Annotated in this window: 22 protein-coding genes and 2 pseudogenes; 8 read left to right on the top strand and 16 right to left on the bottom strand. The window is 67.6% G+C overall.

Annotated elements, in window-relative coordinates; translation table 11 throughout:
* Nucleotides 1-168 precede the first annotated feature (168 nt).
* Together ABZ857_RS03460 and ABZ857_RS03455 are read right to left on the bottom strand one after the other, a co-directional pair.
* Nucleotides 169-771 (bottom strand): hypothetical protein, encoded by a 603-nt coding sequence (locus ABZ857_RS03460; RefSeq protein WP_357036806.1) that lies wholly within the window; start codon nt 769-771, stop codon nt 169-171.
* Between the two features lie 237 nt (nt 772-1,008).
* Nucleotides 1,009-1,484: pseudogene (locus ABZ857_RS03455) on the bottom strand (transposase); the annotation flags it as partial.
* Between the two features lie 1,267 nt (nt 1,485-2,751).
* Between ABZ857_RS03455 and ABZ857_RS03450 the strand changes: the two are divergent.
* From ABZ857_RS03450 to ABZ857_RS03440, 3 genes are all read left to right on the top strand, one after another.
* Entirely contained in the window at nt 2,752-3,486 is a 735-nt protein-coding gene (locus ABZ857_RS03450) for a hypothetical protein (protein ID WP_357036803.1), read from the top strand.
* Between the two features lie 121 nt (nt 3,487-3,607).
* On the top strand, nt 3,608-3,877 hold the full coding sequence (locus tag ABZ857_RS03445) for a hypothetical protein (protein ID WP_357036800.1): 270 nt from the start codon (nt 3,608-3,610) through the stop codon (nt 3,875-3,877).
* On the top strand, nt 3,874-4,101 hold the full coding sequence (locus ABZ857_RS03440; RefSeq protein WP_357036797.1) for a recombinase family protein: 228 nt from the start codon (nt 3,874-3,876) through the stop codon (nt 4,099-4,101). The genes ABZ857_RS03445 and ABZ857_RS03440 overlap by 4 nt, the downstream gene beginning before the upstream one ends.
* 42 nt (nt 4,102-4,143) lie before the next feature.
* Here the strand turns inward: ABZ857_RS03440 and ABZ857_RS03435 are convergent, their stop codons facing one another.
* Nucleotides 4,144-4,866, bottom strand: a complete 723-nt coding sequence (locus tag ABZ857_RS03435) for an acyl-CoA dehydrogenase family protein (RefSeq protein ID WP_357036794.1) — start codon at nt 4,864-4,866, stop codon at nt 4,144-4,146.
* An 87-nt stretch (nt 4,867-4,953) separates the two neighbouring features.
* Here ABZ857_RS03435 and ABZ857_RS03430 point away from each other — a divergent pair, with 87 nt between their 5' ends.
* Nucleotides 4,954-5,640: a helix-turn-helix domain-containing protein gene (locus ABZ857_RS03430; protein WP_357036791.1), complete on the top strand. Its 687-nt coding sequence runs from the start codon at nt 4,954-4,956 to the stop codon at nt 5,638-5,640.
* Between the two features lie 234 nt (nt 5,641-5,874).
* Here ABZ857_RS03430 and ABZ857_RS03425 read toward each other — a convergent pair whose 3' ends face one another.
* From ABZ857_RS03425 to ABZ857_RS03400, 6 genes and pseudogenes are all read right to left on the bottom strand, one after another.
* The gene (locus ABZ857_RS03425) at nt 5,875-7,053 is read right to left on the bottom strand and encodes a cytochrome P450 (RefSeq protein ID WP_357036788.1); all 1,179 of its coding nucleotides are present in this window, start codon (nt 7,051-7,053) and stop codon (nt 5,875-5,877) included.
* Nucleotides 7,054-7,103: 50 nt separating this feature from the next.
* Complete coding sequence (locus ABZ857_RS03420; RefSeq protein ID WP_357036785.1) at nt 7,104-8,036, bottom strand: hypothetical protein; 933 nt, start codon at nt 8,034-8,036, stop codon at nt 7,104-7,106.
* Between the two features lie 53 nt (nt 8,037-8,089).
* On the bottom strand, nt 8,090-9,232 hold the full coding sequence (locus ABZ857_RS03415; RefSeq protein ID WP_357036782.1) for an FAD-binding oxidoreductase: 1,143 nt from the start codon (nt 9,230-9,232) through the stop codon (nt 8,090-8,092).
* Nucleotides 9,233-9,287: 55 nt separating this feature from the next.
* Nucleotides 9,288-10,616, bottom strand: a complete 1,329-nt coding sequence (locus tag ABZ857_RS03410; RefSeq protein WP_357036779.1) for a class II 3-deoxy-7-phosphoheptulonate synthase — start codon at nt 10,614-10,616, stop codon at nt 9,288-9,290.
* A 525-nt stretch (nt 10,617-11,141) separates the two neighbouring features.
* The gene (locus ABZ857_RS03405; RefSeq protein ID WP_357037389.1) at nt 11,142-12,158 is read right to left on the bottom strand and encodes a PLP-dependent aminotransferase family protein; all 1,017 of its coding nucleotides are present in this window, start codon (nt 12,156-12,158) and stop codon (nt 11,142-11,144) included.
* 147 nt (nt 12,159-12,305) lie between these two features.
* Nucleotides 12,306-12,485: pseudogene (locus ABZ857_RS03400) on the bottom strand (GntR family transcriptional regulator); the annotation flags it as partial.
* A gap of 234 nt (nt 12,486-12,719) precedes the next feature.
* Between ABZ857_RS03400 and ABZ857_RS03395 the strand changes: the two are divergent.
* Both ABZ857_RS03395 and ABZ857_RS03390 read left to right on the top strand, forming a co-directional pair.
* Nucleotides 12,720-12,974: a hypothetical protein gene (locus ABZ857_RS03395; RefSeq protein ID WP_357036776.1), complete on the top strand. Its 255-nt coding sequence runs from the start codon at nt 12,720-12,722 to the stop codon at nt 12,972-12,974.
* A gap of 45 nt (nt 12,975-13,019) precedes the next feature.
* Nucleotides 13,020-13,832 (top strand): hypothetical protein, encoded by an 813-nt coding sequence (locus ABZ857_RS03390; RefSeq protein ID WP_357036773.1) that lies wholly within the window; start codon nt 13,020-13,022, stop codon nt 13,830-13,832.
* Here the strand turns inward: ABZ857_RS03390 and ABZ857_RS03385 are convergent.
* Together ABZ857_RS03385 and ABZ857_RS03380 are read right to left on the bottom strand one after the other, a co-directional pair.
* The gene (locus tag ABZ857_RS03385) at nt 13,801-14,202 is read right to left on the bottom strand and encodes a hypothetical protein (RefSeq protein ID WP_357036770.1); all 402 of its coding nucleotides are present in this window, start codon (nt 14,200-14,202) and stop codon (nt 13,801-13,803) included. The two genes, ABZ857_RS03390 and ABZ857_RS03385, sit on opposite strands and share 32 nt — an antisense overlap.
* Before the next feature lie 183 nt (nt 14,203-14,385).
* The gene (locus ABZ857_RS03380) at nt 14,386-15,600 is read right to left on the bottom strand and encodes an MFS transporter (protein WP_357036767.1); all 1,215 of its coding nucleotides are present in this window, start codon (nt 15,598-15,600) and stop codon (nt 14,386-14,388) included.
* Between the two features lie 188 nt (nt 15,601-15,788).
* Between ABZ857_RS03380 and ABZ857_RS03375 the strand changes: the two genes are divergently transcribed.
* On the top strand, nt 15,789-16,625 hold the full coding sequence (locus tag ABZ857_RS03375; RefSeq protein WP_357036764.1) for a helix-turn-helix transcriptional regulator: 837 nt from the start codon (nt 15,789-15,791) through the stop codon (nt 16,623-16,625).
* 154 nt (nt 16,626-16,779) lie between these two features.
* On the opposite strand, the gene ABZ857_RS03370 is transcribed toward ABZ857_RS03375, so the two are convergent.
* Nucleotides 16,780-17,646, bottom strand: a complete 867-nt coding sequence (locus ABZ857_RS03370; RefSeq protein WP_357036761.1) for a DUF6745 domain-containing protein — start codon at nt 17,644-17,646, stop codon at nt 16,780-16,782.
* Nucleotides 17,647-17,873: 227 nt separating this feature from the next.
* Here ABZ857_RS03370 and ABZ857_RS03365 point away from each other — a divergent pair, with 227 nt between their 5' ends.
* Nucleotides 17,874-18,212 (top strand): Imm51 family immunity protein, encoded by a 339-nt coding sequence (locus tag ABZ857_RS03365; protein ID WP_357036758.1) that lies wholly within the window; start codon nt 17,874-17,876, stop codon nt 18,210-18,212.
* Between the two features lie 256 nt (nt 18,213-18,468).
* Here the strand turns inward: ABZ857_RS03365 and ABZ857_RS03360 are convergent, their stop codons facing one another.
* The 4 genes from ABZ857_RS03360 to ABZ857_RS03345 all read right to left on the bottom strand — a co-directional run bounded on the left by ABZ857_RS03360 (nt 18,469) and on the right by ABZ857_RS03345 (nt 22,100).
* The gene (locus tag ABZ857_RS03360) at nt 18,469-19,068 is read right to left on the bottom strand and encodes a sugar O-acetyltransferase (protein WP_357036755.1); all 600 of its coding nucleotides are present in this window, start codon (nt 19,066-19,068) and stop codon (nt 18,469-18,471) included.
* Nucleotides 19,069-19,507: 439 nt separating this feature from the next.
* Nucleotides 19,508-20,371: an NAD(P)H-binding protein gene (locus ABZ857_RS03355; protein ID WP_357036752.1), complete on the bottom strand. Its 864-nt coding sequence runs from the start codon at nt 20,369-20,371 to the stop codon at nt 19,508-19,510.
* 13 nt (nt 20,372-20,384) lie between these two features.
* The gene (locus ABZ857_RS03350; RefSeq protein WP_357036749.1) at nt 20,385-21,530 is read right to left on the bottom strand and encodes a radical SAM protein; all 1,146 of its coding nucleotides are present in this window, start codon (nt 21,528-21,530) and stop codon (nt 20,385-20,387) included.
* Between the two features lie 39 nt (nt 21,531-21,569).
* Nucleotides 21,570-22,100, bottom strand: coding sequence for a hypothetical protein (locus ABZ857_RS03345; protein WP_357036746.1), 531 nt, complete (start codon nt 22,098-22,100; stop codon nt 21,570-21,572).
* Nucleotides 22,101-22,200: the final 100 nt, after the last annotated feature.

Raw genomic sequence — 22,200 nt, 5'->3', positions numbered from 1 at the left:
GCCGTCGAGTAAGGAAACCCGGCGATTCAAGAGTGCCGCGACGGTCAGCCGGTAGCGCGCGCTGCACCAGGCCATGCCCGTGCCGCAGCCTTTACGGAGGCTCTTTCGTTCACTGGCTTTGCCGGGCGAGGTAGGCGACTCCTGGTCGAACCGGACGGCGAAGGGCGGCTATTCGTCGCCCTTGCTTTCGCTCCGGAGCTGCTTGTACATGTCCCTGCACTGCTTGGTGTCCATGTCGTCGGGAGCGCACAGCCGCACGTCCAGGGCGAAGTCGACGGTGTGCTGCCGGCCCGCCGAGGTGTAGAAGACGCGGACGCCTGCGGCCCGCGCGGTGGCGTCGCCGGTCTTCCCGTACTGCAGGCCGAGCTCCGTGCGGAGGATGTCGTCCCGGTCCTTCCCGCAGATCGTGGTGACGGCGGGGCTGCGGGCCGGGAAGCCGAGTTCGGTCAAGGGCCGCTCCTCCTCGCCGAGCATGCCGCGCGTACGGCTCTGCCGCCGGGAGGAGAACGCCTGCAGGACGATGCCGCCACTCGGGTCGAGCAGATCGACCTTGTCGATGGTGACCGAACCGGGCCGGTCGAGGCACATCACCCAGCCTCCCAGGGAGTACGGCCGATGGGCCACGGTGTCGGGCAGCACGACGCCGATCGTGACGTCCTCGTCGGATTCGGGTGTCTTGTTGAGATACAGGCGCGGGCCCTCACCCGCGCATCCGGAAACCATGGCCGCGACCATGGCGACCGGCAGGATGAGACGAGTGAGGGCACGCATGACGGAACTCCTTACCCCGATCGGCCGGTTGTCAGTACTTGTGCGCTTCGGCGATACGCGAGGCGGATTGGGCCCAGCCCAACGGTGAATTGCCGCAGATCCGGGTCTTCTTGTGGATGGTCCAGCTCACGGGACGAAGAGGCCGTGGGTTCAAATCCCGCCACCCCGACCAGGTAGTTGCAGGTCAAGGGCCTGATCGCTGGAGACAGCGATCAGGCCCTTGATCGTTCGTTACTCCGGGACGCCGGCCGCGTGGCAGCGGTCGGGGTCGGCCAGCCAGGTGCGGGCGGGCAGGTAGAGCCATCGGTCCAGCAGCGCTCGCCCGGCCGGGGTGGCGTAGGCGAGGAACACCCCGATCTGGCAGTTCTCGATCCGGCCCGCGGTGCCGCTGTATTGCCGCTGCATCCCAGCCGACCCTGCGCCCTTCTTGACGAACCCTGTCTCATCCACGATCAGCACGCCGTCCGGGCCGAGCCGGCCGACAACGAAGTCCCCGACGTCATCGGGGACGACCTCGGCATCCCAGGGGCGGTGCGCAGCAGCCGCTGCAACGCCTGCGGACCGGCCAGCCCGGCGTGTTCGGCCAGGTTCCAGCAGTTCTTACGGTCGATGTCGGCCAGCAGCCCACGCACGTACGTGGTCGCGGCGCGGCGGGGTTCGGCACGGCCGAACCGGCTGGCGACCCGGGCCATCAGCTCGTTGAAGATGACCATCCAGCCGTCGGGGTCTACGCTGTGGCTCGCGGCCACCGCACGATCTTTGGTTGTTCTCACAAACTCCGAATGATCACGCGCTGGCCGTCTCTATGCGACCCAAACGCCTCAAGATCACGAACTGTCACTGGAGTAGCTAGCCTATCCAGCCGTTGCCGATCTTCACCGGTGGTTGACTGCTGTAGCCGCGCTTGCTCTCGCCGGGGTAGAGCCACAGGTCCCAGGTGTCGTAATTGATGGCGATGACGTCCTGGTGACCGTCGCCGTCCCAGTCCGCGACGCTGGCGCCTCCCGTAGCGCGGCCGGGAGCTTGAGGCCCAACCGCCGCTCGGCGGCGTTCAACTCCTCCTCGCTGTAACCGTCTTCGTCCCCGAGCGGAGTCACGCCCACGCCTCTCCGACGTTCATGCTCCTACCGGAGGTCACGGCGGTCAGCTCCGCCTCATGGCAAGTCGCACAACTCATCACGGCTGAGCGCGTCCAGGACCAGCGGAAAAGGCACCGGCCAGGCGGCGATGGCGTAGAACCGGCGACTGCCCGGCCGGCAGGAGACGGCCCAGGCGGGCTCGGCCTGGTCGAGCCGGGCGGCGGCCAGCCGTTGCCCGGCGTCCCAGTACCGGCGATGAACGCGAACCGGTTCACCCTCGGTACCGTGGTGGGCGTTGGCGTGCCGCGCCGGTTCCTTAGCGGGCTTTCGAGGCACCGGCCCAAGGACCCCTACCGCGTCCTCAGCGTCGGCGAGGTCGAGCTGTTCGGCAACTCGCAGGTGTCTCCAGGACGGACCCCGGCCGAGATCCTCGACGCCCTGTTGCGCAGCGGATGTAGCGAGCGACCGCACCGCCCGACGAGCTGCCGTCGTCCTCGATCGGCTGAAGCCGTACCGCGACGTACGCGAGGTGCGGAAACTGCTGGTCAACACGCCAATGTACAGCCCTCAACACCCCAGCATTTCATCTTGCCCTAAAGGGGACACAGCAACCTAAATCTATGCAAAAGCCATCTTGTCCGAGGCCATCTAGGGTCGGAATATCCGTACAAAGAGTGACCCGGTGTACTGTCCTGGTACGACCATCAGAGGAGGTGAAATGAACTCTGGCACCAGGCCAGGCGTGGGAGACAACTGCCCCTGGGGAAGGCTTGCCCGCGTCTCCTCGGAGGAGTCACCCCCTGGACCTCAGCCAGCGGAGCAGCCACCCAAGACCTTCCTCCCATCGGAGCCCCGCCCCGGGATCACAAACCGCCTCCGGCAGCTCTGGGCAGATCAACTCATGACGATGCCCAGGAATTCCAACTTTGAAAAGATCTTCATATCGGCCGTCTTGTCCGCACTTGGCAGCGGCGAGACATCGACATTCCTGCCTTCCGGTACCGCTGTCCGGTTCGCCGTCTGCGATCAGGTATGGAACAACCGTAACGACTTCGTGGCCGTGCTCTACTCGGCGCTCGGCCACGCTCGCGGTGCGCAGGCCCGGCAGGGTGAAGCACGGGGATGCAAGAGGATTCCTCCGGACCGGCCGCGGTGCGGGGACCGGGGGTTCGACTACTTCGATGGCGAGACAGCCGTTCAGGTCAAGTCCTACATCGCTCCCCGCGGCCTCGAAACATCTGAGCCCTTGCGATGCGCCGCCGAAGAAAAAGAACTTTTCCTCCACCTTCTGTCAGCCGTTAGCACCTACCAGTGCGGGACGGAGAAGGCAGAGAACTCGGACAGCATCCACCTCGAGGCGTTGGAGTCGTCCGCCACTTCCGCCAAGAGGCACAAGTCATGGAAGAAGCTGCCCGACTGGCTGGTCGACCTTCTGATTCAGCTTGCCTCCCGTCACCTGTCGATCTCAGGGCTCTTCCGCGTCGGCGAAAAGGTTCGGCTGCTCCAGCGAGCCACCGTCGTCATCCCTGGCTCTGGCTACGACTTCGATACGGCTTTCCCCGCGCTGTCCTTCGGTCAACTCGCGGTGCGCTACGCGCATGACGTCGATCCCGAATTACGTATCCCGCAGGCCTGACCGCACTTCTCGTTGGTCGCCTGTGGGCTGAATCATGCCCGCGGCCGGCTTCCTCATTCGAGTCAGTCTGCGGGTTTCGCCATAGTGGCGACTCCCGTGTTACTCCCCCAAGGAGACCGGGATGCATTCCATCCCTCTCACAGTCCTGCACGTAGCGGGCCCGCTGATCGACGCTGGTACTGATGTAGCCCATCTCGCCGCCATCGCGCTGTACAGCCTCCTGGCCCTGGCCGCCGTCGTGCTTGTCTTCATCGTCGTTACCGGGCTGACGGCGATTCTCAGCAGGGACTCCGGCCGCCAGAAGCGTGCCATGGCCTGCTTCAACGCTATGCTCAAGCCGTTCTGCGACATCATCAAGGTAGTCAGTGCGATCCTCCGAGGCCGGAGATGAGCGCCGGGCGGGGCAGGCCCCCGCGGTGCCCGGGCGATGTACTCGAGCTCATAGTCCGTCTACGCCGAGATCACATGACCTTCCGAGACATCGCTCATGTCCTCAATGCCAGGGGGATTCCCACACCGTTGGCGAGGAGTCCGTGGACGCCTGCGCACGTGTACAACCAGATCACGTCCCGACGTGGAGCCGAGCTACTTGATCGGCTGAGCGCGGTGGTGTGATCTGCTGCCAACGGGTCGTTTTCCGGGCGTCAGCATCCCCGGTCACGGTTTTCCGGGCGGGGCACCGGGAGCCGGACAGGAACGTCGAAGGCGTGAAGCACGGGCACGACAGGTACGGCCGCGTGCGACTCCGACTGCGAGACCTGCCGCCGATCGGCGGCAGGTCTCGGCGAGAAGGACACCGATCACGGGGTGCGCTCCGCACTGGCCAGTGCGGCGGTGCCGGCCAGAGCCAAGGTGGTCGGGTCCGGGTTCCCCGAGCACTGCCGATGTGGAGATGACGGTAGCGACCGGCGCCTGCGAACAGAACGTCTTCCGTCCGGTGAACCGGAACCCGCCGTCGACCTCGACGGCCGTGGTCGTTGGGGACACCCAGTCCGATCCACCGCTGGTGGCCATGATCATCCCGTCCGCGGCGACCAGGCGCAGCGCGCCCTCGGCGTCCGGCGCGCCTCGACGGTGCCGCCAGCATTGGACCAGAGTCATATAGAGGTGCATGGCGGCGGCCAGCGCGGCCGATCCGGCGTGGCGGGCGAGCTCGCCCTCGGCCAGCACCACCTGACGCAGTGCGGCGCCCAGGCCGCCGAACTCCGTGGGTACGGCCAGCCTCAGGTAGCCGTGATCGCGCATCGCCTGGTAGCCCTCGGCGACGAAGGTCGCGTCCAGGTCGTGCTCCGCCTCGCTCGGCGCGCACCGCAGGCCGACCTCGGCGGCCAGCGCGACGACGTCGGCGTCGTGCTGGGGCTGGTTCATTGTGACTGTCATGGCTCGACGGTAAGAACGCCGGGCGGCCGCCTCTAGTACGAGATGTGTACCATCTGGCGATTTCGGCTCAGAGTTACGCTGATCGGCGTGGGAACCTCGTACGGACAATTCTGCCCTGTCGCGAAGGCGATGGAGCTGCTCGACGAGCGCTGGACGCTGCTCATCATCCGGGAGCTGGTCACCGGAAGCCGGTACTTCAACGAGCTACGCCGCGGGGTGCCGAGGATGTCCCCCTCTCTGCTGTCCAGGCGGCTCAACCGGCTGGAGCGGGCAGGCGTCCTGGAGCGTCGTCCCGACGGCAACCGGGTGCGGTACCTGCTCACCCCGGCCGGGCAGGAGCTGCAGCCGGTGGTCGAAGCACTGGGCGCCTGGGGCATCCGCTGGATCCCGGAGCTCGGCGACGAGGACCTCGATCCGCAGTTGCTGCTGTGGGACATGCACCGCAACGTCGACCACGACGTCATCCCTGAACAGCGCACGGTGGTGCAGTTCAGCTTCACGGATGTGGCAGCGCACACCCGCGACTGGTGGCTGGTCATCACCCCCGGTGACGTCGACGTATGCGACGACGATCCCGGCTATCCGCTGACGGTGAAGGTGATCGTGGGCCTGCGGCGGATGACCGAGATCTGGCGTGGCGATCTCACCTGGTCCGACGCCCTCCGCTCCGGCGCCGTTGAGGTGCACGGCCCGGAGGCGCTACGCCGCGCCGTGCCCCGGTGGTTCAAGCTGTCCACATTCGCCCAGGTCCCCCGCCCCCACCGCGTGAGCTGACGGGCCCGGGGAAGGGCTGTGCTCTCATCACCGACAGGCCGCCCTGCGCACAGTCCCAGCCACTCACCGCGCCGGCGACGTCCCGGACCAGGCAGCCTGGACGCGGTGCCGATCCCGGCGGCATCCGCCGCAGAACATGACTGAGGCGGCCAAGAAGGTGAGCTGTCACCTCCCCTGCCGCCTCGTCTGTGCCGTCTCTGCCGCCCTCGTCGCAGGCGGCCGACAGCCGGAAGGTCAGGAAACGGTTGCCTTTGACGGCGTGAGGACCACATCAAGTGACACGATGTAGTCCTTCATTTGATCCAGGGTTTGCATGGGCTTCTCCGGATCGAAGCGGATGTCGGAGAAGGAGGCGACGAACCGCTCCAGCACGACGCGCCCCAACGTCCGCGTCAGGGGCAGGCCAAGGCAGATGTACATGCCCTGCCCGAAGGTCAGATGAGGGTTCGGGGAGCGCCTGATGTCGAATCGTTCCGCGTCCGGGAAGTAGTTCTCGTCGAAGTTGGCCGACGAGTCCCAGATCACCACGTACTGACCCGCCTTGATCTCGTGCCCACCCAGCACGGTGTCGTGCCGGGCCGTACGCCACAGGTTGAACCACGAGAAGTCGTAGCGCAGGATCTCCTCGATGGCTCCCGGAATCAGCGAGGGGTCGCGCCGCAGCGTCAGGTAGAGCTCCGGATCCCGGCAGAAGCGAGAAAAGGCGTAGGCCAGCATGAGGGAAAGCGGGGCATTGCCGGCGGTCGCCAGATCCAGGCACATGTGGACGATTTTTTCCTCCGCCAATCGTCCATCCTTGCTCCGCTCCGCGAGCAGGGCGCTCATCAGATCGTCGCTCGGGTTGCGCTTGCGCTCGTTGAGCTGCTCCGTGAACAGATCGACCACGTCGGCGTGATCCGGAGAACGAACCCCGATCAGCTGGCCGAACATCTGGTCGGACCACTCCCGGAAACGGCCGGCGCCCGTGATCCGCAACCCGAACATGTCCGCGACGACGCGTTCCATGAGCGGATAACACAGCTCCCCGAGTATCTCCATCCTGCCGGAGGTCAGGGCGTCCGCCAGCAGCGAGTCGACCATCGACGAGAATTCCGGCGCTCGGCTCTCGATGTTGGCCGGCACGAACGATCGCGCGACGAAGCCTCGCAGGAAGCGGTGATCCGGTATGTCCGCCCTGCCGAAGGAGAACGGCAGACCCTGGTGGGTCTTGTTGGTCACCGAGAAAATGTCGGGATTCTTGAGCACGTGATTGACGTCGTCGTACCGGAACACCTCCCAGAGGTTGTACTCCGGACGGAAGCGTAATGGTTCGTTCTTCTGCATCTGCTGAAACCAGGATATCCGCGCCTCGATCGAGTCGCTCAGCTCGGGAAACAGCAGATCCCTGGTCGGCTTGCTTGATGTGCTGGTCATGCCTTCACCTTTTTCTCCGGCCGGCCTCGCGTCCTGCCCCGTGATGGTCACTACAGGAGCTCGACCGTGAGCCAGATGTGTTCCTTCGTGCGAAACGTGCTTTCCCACACGGCCTTGCCGACCTCGGGGAGCCTGTCGGTGTGCTCGTCGACCACCTTGCCCAGAACGGGACTGCTGAGCGTCTCCGAGGTCGGTCCGTACTGGACGATGAGCTTGTTGCCCGTCGCCTGGCTGAACCGGAGCCTGCCGATCGGCGCGTCGCAGATGCGTTCCCGCACCGGCGTCGGCGCCACGCTCACCAGCGGCGCCCAGGCGTACATGGACTCGCCGCTGACGACCGCGTGGTCCTGCAGCACCGTGAACGGCAGCGACTTGACGACATCCACGCAGAGCTGCTCATTGAGGTCGTAAGCAAGCTCGGCAGCGACCTCCACCCCCAGTGGTTGCCACGTGAGCTTGATGGGGATGCGCCGGAGCGGATCACCCTCGGTGTCGACCGGTGCGGGCGTGTACTCCGGTCGCGTCGTGACGTCGCTCGCGGCGTACCGGTAGTGCTCGCCGACATGCCAGGGGAAGTAGTGATGCGACCAGGCCGTCAGCCGGTTCACGTACTCGGTGAACGTCGACAGTCTGTCCACGAGCTCCCGGCGATCCTCAGCGGGCTCGCCGACCTTGACGGCGTACTCCGCCAGGGTGGGGAAGCCGTTGTAGCCGAGAAAGGTACTGTAGATGGGGTCCAGCGTGCGGAAGACCGTGAGCACGTTCTCGACGGACAGGCTCTCGTCCGTCGCCATTCTCACCAGCTGGTAGAGATTCATGGAATAGTCGCGGACGATGCTGTTCGCGAAATCCCACGCGGTGAAGTACTGATCGTATGATCCGGGTAGATCGGGAAGGGTTCCGGTTCGCATCATCTGGATTTCCGAGGGCTCCTCGGAAATCAACTTCGTGGTGAGTTCCCTGAGCTCTGGGTATGCAGACACCTATCCCCCAAATTGATGTACGCGCTGGATGAGCCTTGCTTTCTCGAGAATCCTTACGACGCCACCCGCAGACGATCGGGCGAGCATCGAGCCCACAGGGGATGGATCTCCCCCGTGAGGATCTGCGTTGCCAGGGTTCGTCCGATGAACGGAGCGAGAGTGATGCCACTGTTGGCGAACGCCTCGTAGTAGCCGGAGACGCCGGACAATGCGCCGACGCTGGGAAAGCCGTCCGACGGGAACACCGCGGTGCCCATGCGAACCCGCTCGACGGTGGACGACGCCAACGCCGGAACGGTGCGGTACACGCGCTCCAACAGGTCCTTGACGATCTCGTCGCTGGGCTCGGACCGGATTCCGGCCGGAAGACAGGCATCGACCTGATCGGATCGCACCCGCACGCGGCCCGGCCCCGCCGACCTGACGTGCGCCTCTGCCCCGCGCAGGACGTGCTTCACGGGATCGCCGTCCGTCGCGAGGTCGATCACGAGGCTGCTGCGCGTCGCGACTGCCCCGAGCATGGGAGCTCCGAGCGTCGCGGCCACCGTGACGGCCTCAGGACCGGCGGCATTGACGACGGCATCGACCTCGATGCGGTCCTGGTTCTCCAACCGGAGCGCCACGACGCGGTCGCCCTGGACCTCGATGTCCGCGACCTCGCCCTTCCACAACCTCAGATGACCGGACTGCTTCGCGGCCTCGATCAGTGCGGAGACCAGTTTCGGGCCGTCGATCCAACCCTCGTCCGGGAACCGCACAATCGGTGCTTCCGCGTGCGAGAACGCGATGTTCGGCTCCCACTCCTTCACCTGGGCCGCGTCGCACCAGGTCGCGCGATAACCCCAGGCGCTGAGCCGATCGACAACCTCCACGAACGACTCGCTGGTGCCGGCGCCGCCCACGTCAGCGGCATCGGTCCAGGCCAAACTGCCGGTGGGATGCCACCAGGGAGCGGAAGCGAACTGCTCGGCGAAGCGTACGTGTTCGATCATCCCGGTGTGGCTCAGTTCGAACCGGGGGTATGTCGGTTGCTGGTAGGCGCTCAATCGCGCGAAGCTGACACCCGTGGTCAAACTCCCTGGTTGCGCGCGCTCCACGCAATGAACACGCACCCCGCGTTGTGCGAGGGAGAAAGCCACGCAGGCTCCGATGACGCCGGCCCCCACGACCCCTACGGTTTTCACTGTCCCCTCCATGTCTTGCGGCAGAGCATGATCGCAGCGCCGAATCGGGCCCGCACCGGGCGCGTGGTCACAGGAGTTCGGCGATGTCGAAGGCCAGGTCGAGAGACTGGCTGCGGTTGAGCCTCGGGTCGCACGTCGACTCGTAGCGGTGGTGCAGGTCGTCGGCCAGGATCTCGTCGCCGCCGCCAATGCACTCGGTCACGTCCTCGCCGGTGAACTCGACGTGGATGCCGCCGGGGTGGGTGCCGAGCGCGCGATGGACGTCGAAGAATCCACGCAGCTCGTCGAGGATGTCGGCGAGGTGCCGGGTTTTGTGGCCGCTCGGCGCGAGGAAGGTGTTGCCGTGCATGGGATCGCTGATCCAGGTCGGCTTCCCGCCGGCCTCCTGGGCGGCACGGATCAGCTCGGGCAGTCGGTCGCGGATCCGCCGCGCGCCCATTCTGGTGATGAAGGTCAAGCGCCCCGGCTGCCGGTCCGGATCGAGGATCTCCACATAGGAGCGGACCTCGGCCGGCGTTGTCGACGGGCCGAGCTTGACCCCGATGGGGTTCGCGACGCTCCGGCAGTAGGCGACGTGCGCGCCGTCCAACGCGCGCGTGCGCTCGCCGATCCAGAGCATGTGACCGCTGGTGGCGTACGTCAGCCCGCTGTCGGGGTCGATGCGGGTGAGCGCGTCCTCGTAGTCCAGCAGCAGGCCCTCGTGGCTGGCGAAGATCTCGGCCGAACGCAGCTCGTCGAGTTGGACCCCGCAGGCGCTCATGAACCGCAGCGCGTGGTCGATCTTGTAGGCCAGCTCCTCGTAACGGGCGCCTGCCGGCGAGCTCGCCACGAAGTCCCTGTTCCACCGGTGCAACTGATCCAGGCCCGCGTACCCGTCGCGCGCGTCGCCGGCCACGATGTCCAATGTGAACCGCGACGCCTCGTACATCCGCCACAGCCGAGCCGGGTCCGGCACGCGGGCCGCCGGGTCGAAGTCGAAGCCGTTCACCGCGTCGCCCAGATACGCCGGGAGCGTCACGCCGTCCCGGGTCTCGGTGGGGCTGGAGCGCGGTTTGGCGTACTGCCCCGCCATCCGGCCGATCTTCACGACCGGCCTCCCCGTCGCGTAGGTGAAGATAACGGCCATCTGCAGCAAGGTCTTGGTCTTGTTGCGGATCGCGTCCGGGGTCACGCCGTCGAACGTCTCCGCGCAGTCACCGCCCTGCAACGCGAACGCCTCGCCGTTGGCCACCGCCGCCAGCCGGGACCGCAGACTGTCGCATGCGCTTGGCGTGACCAGACCGGGCGCGGCGGACAGCCTGGCCAGCACGTCCTCCAGGACCGTGCGGTCCGGCCATTCCGGCTGGTGCGGCGCGGGCGCGTCACGCCAGGAGACGAGCAACTCGGAATTCGTCACGGAGAGCAGATCATCACAATCTCTGCCAGGAATGCAATGAATTGTCCGAGTGGTCCGGTCAGCCGGGCATCGAATGGTCTGCCCAACTATGACCGGGTTTGATTGTCTTTCCACTTAACAAAGGAGGTATGCGATCTCCGGAATGACGGAATTGCTGGACGTCACCGTGACTGCGATCCTCGTGCGGACCACCGCGAACGGCTGCCGGTGCTGAACGAGCTGTGCCGACGGCTCGGCGCCGAGGAGGTCTTCCTACCGGAGGACCCGCATCCGGACGATCACCCCCGCGGGCACGGGCACCGTGGTGGCGGTCCACTACGACGGCTCGGCTTGTGCACCGGCCTGCCGAACCAGCACACCGCCACCCGCTACCACTCGATCACCGTGGCCGAGCCGTCGCCGGCGAGACTCGCCGGGACGGCACAGCCTCCACCCGGGAACCGCCCATCGAGGGTGTGTGGCTCCGCCCGGGAAGCATCGCCATCATCGACGGCATGACGATGATGGCGAGCTTCCTGGCCTGCGTCAGGACGCGAGCAGCCCGGTGACCTGGCGCATGGCGGCGGCGAGCACACCGACGGCCTCCGGGAGCTGGCCGCTGCGCACCGCGCCGTAGCCGACCACCACCCCGGGTGCGAACGGCCGGCGGCCGAGCTGGAAGTGCCTGCCGGGATGCACGAGAACCGACCTCGCCCGTGCGACAGCGGCCAGCCGGACGTCGTCGACTCCGTTGGGCCATTGGATGTACGCGTGCGTACCAGCAGGCGCGCCGGTCATCCTTGCGCCCGGCAGGTGTTGCTCGACGGCGTCCCGCAGCGCCGAGCGCCGTGCCCGGACGACGCTCCGGACCTGTCGAACGTGCTGATCCAGCACGCCCGACGAGATGAAGTGGGCGAATGTCAGCTGGGTGAGCGGGTCGGGGGCGCCCAACTGCATCCGGCCGAGCCGGTCCGTCACCAGGTCCGGCGCCACCGCCCAGCCGAGCCTTATGCACGGACCGAGCAGGGTGCCGGTCGCCCCGATGTAGATCACCCGTTCCGGACGATGCCGTTGCAGGGCGAGCGGACCACTGCCGACGCCGAACCACAGGTGCCCGTCCCGGTCGTATTCGATCACCCAGCCGTCCACGTCGGCGGCCCAGCGCAGCAGCGCCTCCCGTCGGCGCGATGACAGCACGGCCCCGGTCGGCACCTGCGACACCGGTGTGACCAGCACAGCGCGCGCCCCGGACCGCTCAAGCGCGTCGACGTCAATGCCCTCGCCGTCCACGGGCACCCCGGTCACCGTCAGGCCGGCATGCTCGGCGAGCCGGGCCTGCCAGGGCGCGCCGGGGTTCTCCACGGCGATGTGGTCGCACCCGAGCTCTCGCAGGACATGGCACACCACGCCGACGGTGTGGTCGAAGTCCGCGGTGACGGCGACCTCCGCAGCGGTCGCCAGGACTCCCCGCGAACGGCCAAGGTACGCCGCGAGTTCGGCTCGGAGTTCTGGAACACCGAGGGGGTGCCGCCGCGGACCGGGTTCACCGATCGATCGACCCACGTGCTCGTAGGCCTGCAGCCATTCACGTGAGGGGAAGAACACCGTGCTTGTCGCGTCGACCCGCAGGTCGAAACGGGCTTCCGCGGTTTTGGTCGGCTCGGTCGTGATTCGGCCGAGATGAGGTAGATGTGTCGCCACCCTGGTGCCCGACCCCTGAGTGGCCCTGAGATAGCCTTCGGCGATCAGCTGTACATAGGCTTGGACCACGACGCTGCGGGAGACTCCGAGGTCTCCGGCAAGATCGCGGCTCGACGGCAACCGGACACCTGGATGCAGGGTGCCGTCCTGTATCCGTCCGCGGATGGCTGACTGGATCTGCGCGGTCATGGGCAGCCGTGACTTCCGGTCGATAGCGATCGGTAACATTCTTCCCCTCGGCGCTGACTTGCCCCCTCAGCGCCGACTTTCCCCTAGGCGCTGATCTCTTGAGCGCTGCCTTCCCGGCCGGTGATGGCTTTCCTTTCAGTGCGGAATGGCCCGCCCACGGGGGTGTGAAATGGACTTGGCCGGCGCCATTGCCGACGTGAACGCTTGACGCGAAAGAGCAGCGAAGGAGCGGCGATGACCGGCCAGGAAACCGCGGTCGACGCGCCTTGGAGACGAAGGGCGGAGATTCTTCCGGCGCTCGCGGACGGCCAGGACCTCGCTGGGGCCGACACGGAGTGGCCCACAGGCGAGGTCACGCGTGGCGCGGCCGGCGATGCCGGGCTGGGCGGCCTGCTGGTTCGTCCGTGGTTCAAGGGAGGGACCGTCACGGAGCTCGACGGGCTGGTGCGTGCCATGGACGCGGACGCGGTCAGGGCCGGTGTCGGCTGACCGCTGCTGGTAATCCTCGGCACCGGCGGGGAATAGGGCGACACGGTGAACATCTCCACCGTCTCGGCGATCGTCGGCGCGGCGGCGGGCGTGCTGATCGTCAAGCAGGGCAACCGGCCCGTGTTCTCGGCGTGCGGTTCGGCGGACCCGCTTGAGGAACTGGCCGTTGTCATCGACCTTCCGGCGGCAGTGCCGCGAGTGCTCGCCGAGGTGGGGATCGCCTTCCGGGTCTCCTCGGTGTCTCATCCCGCGATGCGCCACGCTTCCGCGGCACGCGGACGACTCGGCGTGCCGACGGTCTTCACCGTGCTGGGCCCGTTCACGAATCCCGCACCGCTCGGCGCGGCCGCCATCGGCGTCGCCGACGCCCGGACGGCTCCGTTCGTCGCCGGAGTTCCGGCCCGTCGTGGCCGCTCCGCGCTCGTCTTCCGTGGTGACGACGGGCTGGCCGAACCGACGGTCACCACCACGTCCCAGGTGTGGACTGCGCGCGCCGGGACCCTGCGCCAGGAGACATTCGACCCGCGTGACCTCGGCATTCCACCGGCGGCGCCGGATTGCCTGCGCGGCGACGGGCCGGCACACAACGCGGAGATCACGCTGGAGATCCTCACGGGCACGCTCAGCCCGGTCCGTGACGCCATCCTGCTGTCCGCCACGGGGGAACTCGCCGCCCCCACACCGGCCGCCACACCCGGCACAGCGCCTGTCAGGGAGCGGATGGGCGTGCGTGGGGAGAGCCGCTCGCGCCGTCGACGACGGCGACGCCGCGATGATCCTCGACCAGTGGGTCATGGTGACTACCGAACAGGCCGAGAGCATGACATCACCGACCGGGTGAACGGGCGCCATCGTTGATCCTCGGCGAACCCTGCCGTCCGGACAATGCCGCGACGATCGGCAGCACCATGTCGGCCCCGGCGACGTCCACCCCGACGACGTCCGCCCCCGCAACGTCGGCCCGGGCGACGGCGGCCTCGGCAAGCCGACAGGGATGCAGGACGACGTCCTCGCTCAGCAGAGGAACGCTCACCACTTCACGCACGGCGCGCAGGTCGTCCGGCGAACCGCCGGAGTGCCTCGGCTCGGTCAGCAGGCTGATCGCGGCCGCGCCGCCCGTCACGTACTCGGCGGCAGTCGATCTCGGTCGATCGCTTGCCGCGCGCCGCCTCCGGGCCGGGCGGACGCGCTTCACCTCCGCGATCAGCCGGGTGCCGTCGGGCGTCATCCGGGCCCACGCGACTCGGCCCGACGCCGCAGAGCCTCCAGGCTCACCTCGGCCATTCGCGCCCGCAGGTCTTGCGAACTCCGTCGACAATCCCTGGTCAGCATGCTCACCTGACAACGCCCATCCCCCGAATTCGTGGCGCACTCAGTTCACCTGCCCGGATGGAACCCCTGCCCGGATGGATCAGTGCCCGGGCGAGAGGACGCGATCGGGCACCTGGCCGTCGGCTGCGCTCACCGTGCCCCGGCCGGCCACCAGTGCGACGATCGTCTGGCCGGCCGCGGCCACGCACATCAACATGATCGGTGCTTGCCAGCCGGAACTCACCGTGTGCAGCAGCCCGAAGACCACGGGCCCCACGGCGGCCAGCAGGTAACCGATCGACTGCGCCATCGCCGACAACGCGCCCGCCACGGACGCGTCCTGGGCGCGCAGGCTGATGAAGGCCAACGCGAGCACGAGGCAGGCTCCGCCGCCCAACCCAAGGACGACACTCCACAGCAACGCCAATCCCGGCGCCGCGAAAAGTCCGACGTAGCCGAGGAGCAGGACCGCCGAGCAGATCGTCGCCAGCGCGCGCTGGTCGCGTGCCCACCGCAGCGCGCCGGGCACGGCCAGGCTGGTCACCACCGCGACCGCCTGGAACAGGAACAGCATCCATCCCGCCGTGGCCGCACTCATGCCGTTGTCCTGGAAAACCTGAGGCAACCAGGTCACGACGACGTAGAAGCCCAGCGACTGCAATCCCATGAACGCCGTGACCGCCCATGCCAGCCCGGAACCCCATGGCAACCGGTGCCCGCGAATCGCCTGAGCGGTGCGCCGCGGAGCCCGCATCTGAGGAAGCCACAGCAGGACAGCCACCAGCGCGAACAAGACCCAGCAACCCAAGGCGGTGTACCAACCGCCGGGGGCGACGTCGGCGATCGGTACCGCCACTCCGGACGCCACCGCCGCGACACCGCCCATCACAGTGGCATAGGCGCTGGTCAGCAGTCCCACCTTGGTGGGGAAATCGCGCTTGATGAGGCTCGGCAGCAGCACGTTGCCCACGGCGATGCCCGCCCCGATCAGCACGGTTCCCGCGAACAGACCGACTGCCGTCGGCACCCACCGGAGCGCGATCCCCAGTGTCAGCACCACGAGCGCGCCCCCAAGGAGCTGCTCGGCTCCCCACCGTGCGGCCAGTCGAGGCACCAGTGGGGACAACGCCACGAACGCCAGCAATGGCAGCGTGTTCAGCAGGCCCGCCACTGCCGGGGCCAGACCCAGATCAGCCTGCACGCGATCCAACAACGGCCCGACGCCGGTCAAACTCGCCCGCAGGTTCGCTGCCACCACGAGCAGCCCCCACACCAGCAACGCCTGACCGGAACGCCGCGTCGACGTGTTCTCCATGCACACAACGATCGAGCAGCGCCGCTGCCGGTAACCAGACCGCGCTCAGGCTAGCCCCCGGAGGGCCACCCTCCGCGCTGCGCGACAAGGCACTGCGCGACAAGGCACTGCGCGACAAGGCGCTGGGCGACAAGGCACTGCGCGACAAGGCACTGCGTGATCAAGGGGTGGCCCGGTACCCTATCGGCGTGGGGACGCCATTGGGGAATTTCATCCGGGCCAAGCGCGACAGCATCCAGCCGGAGTCCCTTGGACTGCCGGACCGCGGCCGCCGCCGGTCCCCGGGTCTGCGCCGGGTGGATCTCGCCACGAGCGCCGGCATCAGCGTCGAATACCTGACCCGCATCGAGCAGGGCCGCGACCGCAATCCGTCGCTGGCGGTCATCAACGCCCTCGCCGACGCGCTCCGCCTCGACCCCTCGGAGCGCAATCACCTGCGCTACCTTGCGAAGATCACCGGCGACGGATGCTCCGTCCACATCCGGCCCGTGCCACCGCCCCGACGCGTACGACCGTCTGTCCTGCAGACACTCCGCCTCCTCGAACCCGGCGTCGCCATCGTGACCAACCGGCTGGGCGACGTACTCGCCCACACCAGCGGCTACCAGTTGATCACCAGCGGAACCGGGCTGCTCGACTCCGCCCATCCGAACCTCAACTGCTACCTGTTCACCGACCCCCGCGCCCGGACGTTTTTCGTCGACTGGGACGACATCGCGGACGAGCAGGCGTTCGACCTGTGGCAGGCGCCGTCCCTCGAGAATCTCGAGTGGCTCACCGCGGAGCTCGCACCCGTCGCCGGGTCCGACTTCACTCGCCGCCTCAACCGTCATGTGGTGCCGCGACGCGGCGTTCTCCGGCTCAACCACCCGGCCGGGCACCAGCTTCGACTGATTCGTGAGACGCTCGAACTGCCCGCCGAGGCCCAACAACTCGTCGTCTTTCTCCCAGCCGACGACCAGACGGCCGAGGCCATCGACCAACTCCAGCGCCAGTCCCACGGCCGGCTCCGGTCCATCTCGTGACACTGCGGGCCTGGCCCTCTCGCCGTACCACCATCTGCAGGCAGGGCCCGCGCCGGCAGCCGGGCCCGTCCTTGGACGGCGTCTGAGCGACCAAGGGTTGCCCCTCGGGCGGGCCGGGACGAGCGCATCTGTCTCGTCCCGGCCGACCCGTGGGTCATGCCAGTAGCGGGTGCCAGCCGTCGCGGTAGCGGACACCACCACGCCGGAGCCGGACCTCGTCGTGCCAGGTCCCGGGAACTGGTTCGGTGCGAACGAGTTCGGGTCGATCCGCCACGATGCACACATCCTCGCCGGGCCACCACCAGCCGCAGGAGCGCGCCAGTGCGGCCCAGTGGCCGAGGTGCTCGAGTTCGTCCGGCCCGTACGAGGCCAGTCCGAGCCGGTGCAGGGCGTCGTAGTAAGCGACCCACGCCGCGTCCTGCTGCCCGTACCAACACGCCGGTACGGACCCGCTGCCGGCCAGCGCGTCACGAATCGGCATGCGGAATCCGTGCGCGAGGCTCCGGTGAAGTGCGACGCGGATGCCTTGGTGCACCACGACACCCAGTGGAACGCCGGCGTCGAGTGCCTTCAGCGGTGGCAGTTCGGGCCAGGGCTCGTTCCGTTTGGCCTTGCGAGCTGGGGACAGCTCAGGGTCGGCGTGGGAGACACCGGCGCTGAGTGCGCCGCGCAGCTGGGACTCGAGCATGGCCAGATCACTGGCCAGTGGCGGTATCCCAAGCGGATGAGGATCCCGGATCCACCCGTAGAGCTGGTCGAGAGTGGGCAGACCGGCGACAAGCGGGATCGCCTGCTCCGGTGAATCGACCCATTCGAACCGGGGCTTCGGGCGAGAGATCCTCGCGTAGATAACGGTCAGGCTGTGTTCGACGGTCCACCGGTCGGCCGGCTCCGTGGACAGACCGTGGTCAAGCCACTCCTGTCGAATCTCGACGGCTTCCTGCCACCGGTCGTGAGCACTCTTGCTTCGGACGTCGACCACAGGTTCAGCGGCGGCGTGGCGCCGCGTGGGCGCGGTCACCGCGCGTGGGCGTCGCCGCCCTTTCGGTTGGAGATCATGCCTCGATGATGGCCTGCGCTCCGCGGTGCGCGCAACCACTCCGCCGATCCCCGCCCGAACCGCCGCTGCCGTCCCTGCTTGTTCCACGCTTGCCCCGCAGCAGGCGCCACATGCCCGAGATCCGCTCGGAGTGCGTGGTCACCGACCGCGCCTTGCCGGGTCGGCATCGAAAGTGGCAGCATGCGCCGGTGCGTCCATTGAGGCTGATCGAGTCGACCCCGGGAAAGTACTCGCTGTTGCTTGACGCGGGAACCGCACAGGTCGACGACGTGATCGAGGAGCTCGGTCACGAGCCGAACGGATATTTCTGGGAAGGCGTCGCGCAACTGCTCGTCGGCACCGAGGCCCCCGCTCTGGAAGGCCGGTTCTCGTACGACCCCGAAGGCGACATGTTCTGCGCGTACGGGACAGACCGCGGCGCGCTGGAGGAGCTGGGCACCCGGATGGCGGCCGTCGCGACCGACGCCGACCGCATGCGGCGGCTCGTCGCGACCGCCGAGGCGGACGGTTTCGAGTTCGACGACTGACTCGCCGCCTTCCAGCTGCACGGCCGGCCCGGACAGGAAGTGGGGAGCACATCCTGCGGCTCGCGCGCCAGTCTGCCCCGTTCGGCCGGCACGGCGGCCTGCTCACGGGCGGCCACGGCTCGCGAGCCGTCGGTGTACGGCTCTGCCCACGCTGTCGCCCGCAGAACTGAGCCTGCGGGCGAGGACCACTCCAGGCGCTGACGTCGTCGGTGACCGGCAGGCCGGGTTCGACGTGACCATGAGATGCCGGACGCGCCTACAGGGTGTCGGGGCGCCAGCCGGTGGCATCCTGCTCGGTGATCTCGCGCAGCACCCGGGCGGGGTTACCGGCGGCGATGACGCGTGCGGGGACGTCTCGGGTCACGACGGCCCCGGAACCGACGATCGCGCCGTCGCCGATGGTCACGCCGGGGTTGATGATCACCCCGCCCCCGATCCACACGCTGTCGCCGATGGTCACGGGCTTGGCGTAGCAGGCCCCGGCCACGCGCTCGTCGGGATCGATGGCGTGGTTGGAGGTGTAGATGCTCACGCGTGGTCCGAGCAGGACGTTGTCGCCGATCGTGATTCGTGCGCCGTCGAGCATGACGGCGTCGAAGTTGGCGTAGAAATCGGCGCCGACACTGATGTTGTAGCCGAACTCGCACCGGAAGGTGGGCTCGAAGTGAGCACCGGGGCCGACGTGGTCGAGCAGGTCACGGAGGAGGGCCTCACGGTGGGCCTGGGGAGCGCCGAAGCTGTCGTTGTAGGCGTTGGTGAGCAGCACGGCGCGCTGGCGGGCGGCGACCAGTTCGTCGGTCAGGTCGTTGTACATCTGCCCGGTGAGGATGTGGGCGCGCTGTGCCTCGAGGCTCACGGTTGTCTCCTACGGTGTTCGGTCTTCGCCGGCTGCGCGGCCGATTTACAGCCTGGGCCGCGCAGGCGCCGGGTTATCGAGGACCAAGTGTTGCGGAGGCCGGTGGCCGACGTTGATGGGGCCTCTCCCGCCGCCTGCTGGACCCGGCGGCGTGCCCGAACGGCACCCCCGCGCTCGCGCTTCGACGAACTTGTCGGTCCGCATCCGTACGGCTCCCTCATCGGTGCCGCTCCGCTGAGGGAACCCCGTCGACATGTGAGGACCCGGCATGACGGACGATCTCTTGCGTCCTGCGGAACTCGCCCGGCTTTTCCCGACGGCGGCACAGGTCGCGGCTTGGCGGTCCCGCTCCCCGGATGGACGTCTCGATGCCCCTCCGTACAGCGAGGTCCTGGCGGTCGGGGCGCTGGAGGACGCTCACTCCCGGCGGCGGGCACCCTCAGCCGGCGGCCAACGCGGCGCGGAGCGCCGCCTCGTTGAGCTGGTGCGAGTGACCGAGGATGCGGTCTAGATCATCGCCTACCTGGGAGAATTCGCCGCGGCTGGTCGCCTCGTACAGGTCCGACAGCTCTTCGGCGACTTCGTCGGCGGCGCCGGCGTTCTTCAGCGCGGCAGCGACACTCGCGGAGCTCACCTCAAGGAGCGCGATCTCCCGATCGGCGAGCAGGGTGAAGACCGATGCGATGCCGAGCGCGGTCAGGCCGAAGCCGGACAGTTCGAGAACCTCCCCTTCGTGTCCGCCGTCGGCCAACACGATGGCTGCCGCTTCGGCGTAGTCCGTCAGCGCGGCGGGCGCCATCGTACGTCCGCCGAACGCGCAGACGAACTCGCCACTGGCCAAGGCCAGCCGCGCGGCCGGCAGCAGCGCCTCACTGTGCAGGTTGTCACGCAGGATGGTGAACGGGACCCCACTGCGGCGGACGGCACCCTCCAGCGCGTGGTGCCACTTCAGGTACGTGCGCTCGCTGTTGATGATCCCCACGTGGACGAGGTGCGGCACCCCGGCCTCGGTGACGGCCTCTATACGGGCCAGGGCCCGGTCGATGCTGCCGCTCGGCGTCTGCCGCCCGATCCAGCCGGGTGGCGGATTGCTCAGGACACGCTCGGCGTCGGCGAAGATCGCCGCGCCGTTGCCCGGATCGGCGTAGTCCTCCTGCCGGACTTCGACGCCGAGAGCGGCGAGATCCGCGGCCTGCTCCGGATCGGTGGTGGTCACCGCCACCCGGCCGGCGGGAACGCGGGTCAGGAGATGCCGCACGACCAAGCGCCCGTACGCGCTGGTTCCCTCGGTTACGACGATCATCGGGGCGCCTTTCTCAGCGATGGCCGACCGATCTTTCCGTGTCCCCGGCACGCTGCCGCAGCTCCGCCAGGTCGACTTGGCCCTCGGCCGTAAGCAGCCCGGCTGTCCGGAGGCGTTCCTCGATGTAGTGCTGCACGGGCAGGGCGACACCGCAGAAGAGCCGCCCGTCACCGTCACGCCAGCGTTGCTCCGGGGTCGCCTCACCCATGAAGAAGCCCGAGCACGACCCGAAATATCGACATCCGGTGCAGGCGTCTCGCACCCGGGCCCGTGACTGGGCAAGGGCCCGTGCGAAACCGGCCGATCGCCGCATGTCCGAGAAGGAGTCGTGGAAGATGTTCCCGTGGCGTAGCGAGCCGTCGTAGGCGTCGCCGTTGGAGTACACACCGCCGTCGGTGTCGACGATGAAGACGGCCTCGCCGTGCTCCTTGTCGTAGTAGCGGCGCCCCCGGCCGCTCAGGTGCGACAGTACGTTCGACACATAGGTCTCCACGGGCTCAACCCGGATGGGGACCGCCGAGGCGAACCACCGGTCGGTGGCGACCTTCAGGGCGTCGACTGTCTCTGCGGGGGACAACTCGTGCGGCGCGAGCTGACCGGCGTAGCCCGTGCGGTAAATCGGCAGGAAACGAAAACTCAGCCGCAGATCCTCGAAGAATGTGTAGATGTTTTCGACGTATGGCGCGGTCGCCTTGGACAGCACGGAGATACAGCCGAAATGAATGCCCTCATCGAGTAGCGCCTGCATCCCGTGGAGCACCTTCGGTTGCACGTCGCCACCGAATCGGTCTACCCGGTTTCCGCCGAACAGGTCGACCGAAACGCCGACCTCGTCGAACACCTCCTTCAGCACTCGGATGATATCCGGCCGGACGATCGTGAGATTGGTCTGCACCGCGTTGGTGAACGGCAATCCCAATGGGTCGAATATTTCATGCTCGTATTGCAGAAGGCGCCAGTAGAAGTCGGCCCCCATCAGCAACGGCTCACCGCCGTGCCAGACGAAATCGAGCCGGCGCGGGTGATCGCGGAAGTACTCGCCCACGGTGCCGAACATCGCCCGGATGTCGTCCAGCGACATCCTGGTGGTGTCGCCAAGCGACGGGAACTCGTAGCAGTAGCGACAGCGCAGATTGCAGAACTTGGAGACTTTGACCACGAACTCCGCGTACGGCGGAGTGCCGGGCGGGGGCGGCATCTACTGCCCGGCCGACTGCTGCATGCGCATGAAGGCGGCCAGCACCCGGGACTGGCTCAGCATCCGGACCCGCTCGCCCACCGGGCTGACCAGCTCTTCCAGGTTGATCTCACCCTCCACCTCGTCCGACTTCGGCTTCGGTGGGCCCTTGTCGAGAAACTTCTCATGAAACGGCGGCCCGTTGTGCGGCGAGTCGACGAAGAAATCGGGATACTTCGCCTCGCCGGCCAGCCGGAGCCGGTCGACCATGGCCATCCGCGAGGCGCGGACCTCGGCGCCCTTCAGCTCGGGCGGCCCGACGAACTCGTGGAACCGCGTCTGCGGAGACTCGAGGAAGAAATCCGCGTAGGAGTCCGGCTGCGCCATCACCTCGGCCGCGTAGGTCTCCTCAAGCGTCATGGCATAGAGTCGGTTGTAGGCATTGTCCGAGATGTCCGATAAAGGGCTTGGCTGCCAGTGTTTTGGAGCGTTTTCGATGCGTGGTCGATCGCTCGGCACTTCGCCGCTGCCGGGCGTGGTGGCGTCGGCCATTTCGGCCTCCATTGGGAGAGCGGGCCCGTCCCAACCATAATTATCACCATATTGGTTCCGGTCAAGCGGCCCGCACTTGATCCGCATACCACGTGAATTC

Origin of the sequence: Microbispora sp. NPDC046933 (genome assembly GCF_040644635.1) — a bacterium.
Classification (GTDB): Bacteria; Actinomycetota; Actinomycetes; order Streptosporangiales; family Streptosporangiaceae; genus Microbispora.
The sequence above is the reverse complement of the archived record's forward strand: the minus strand, read 5'-3'. Positions and strand labels throughout refer to the sequence as shown.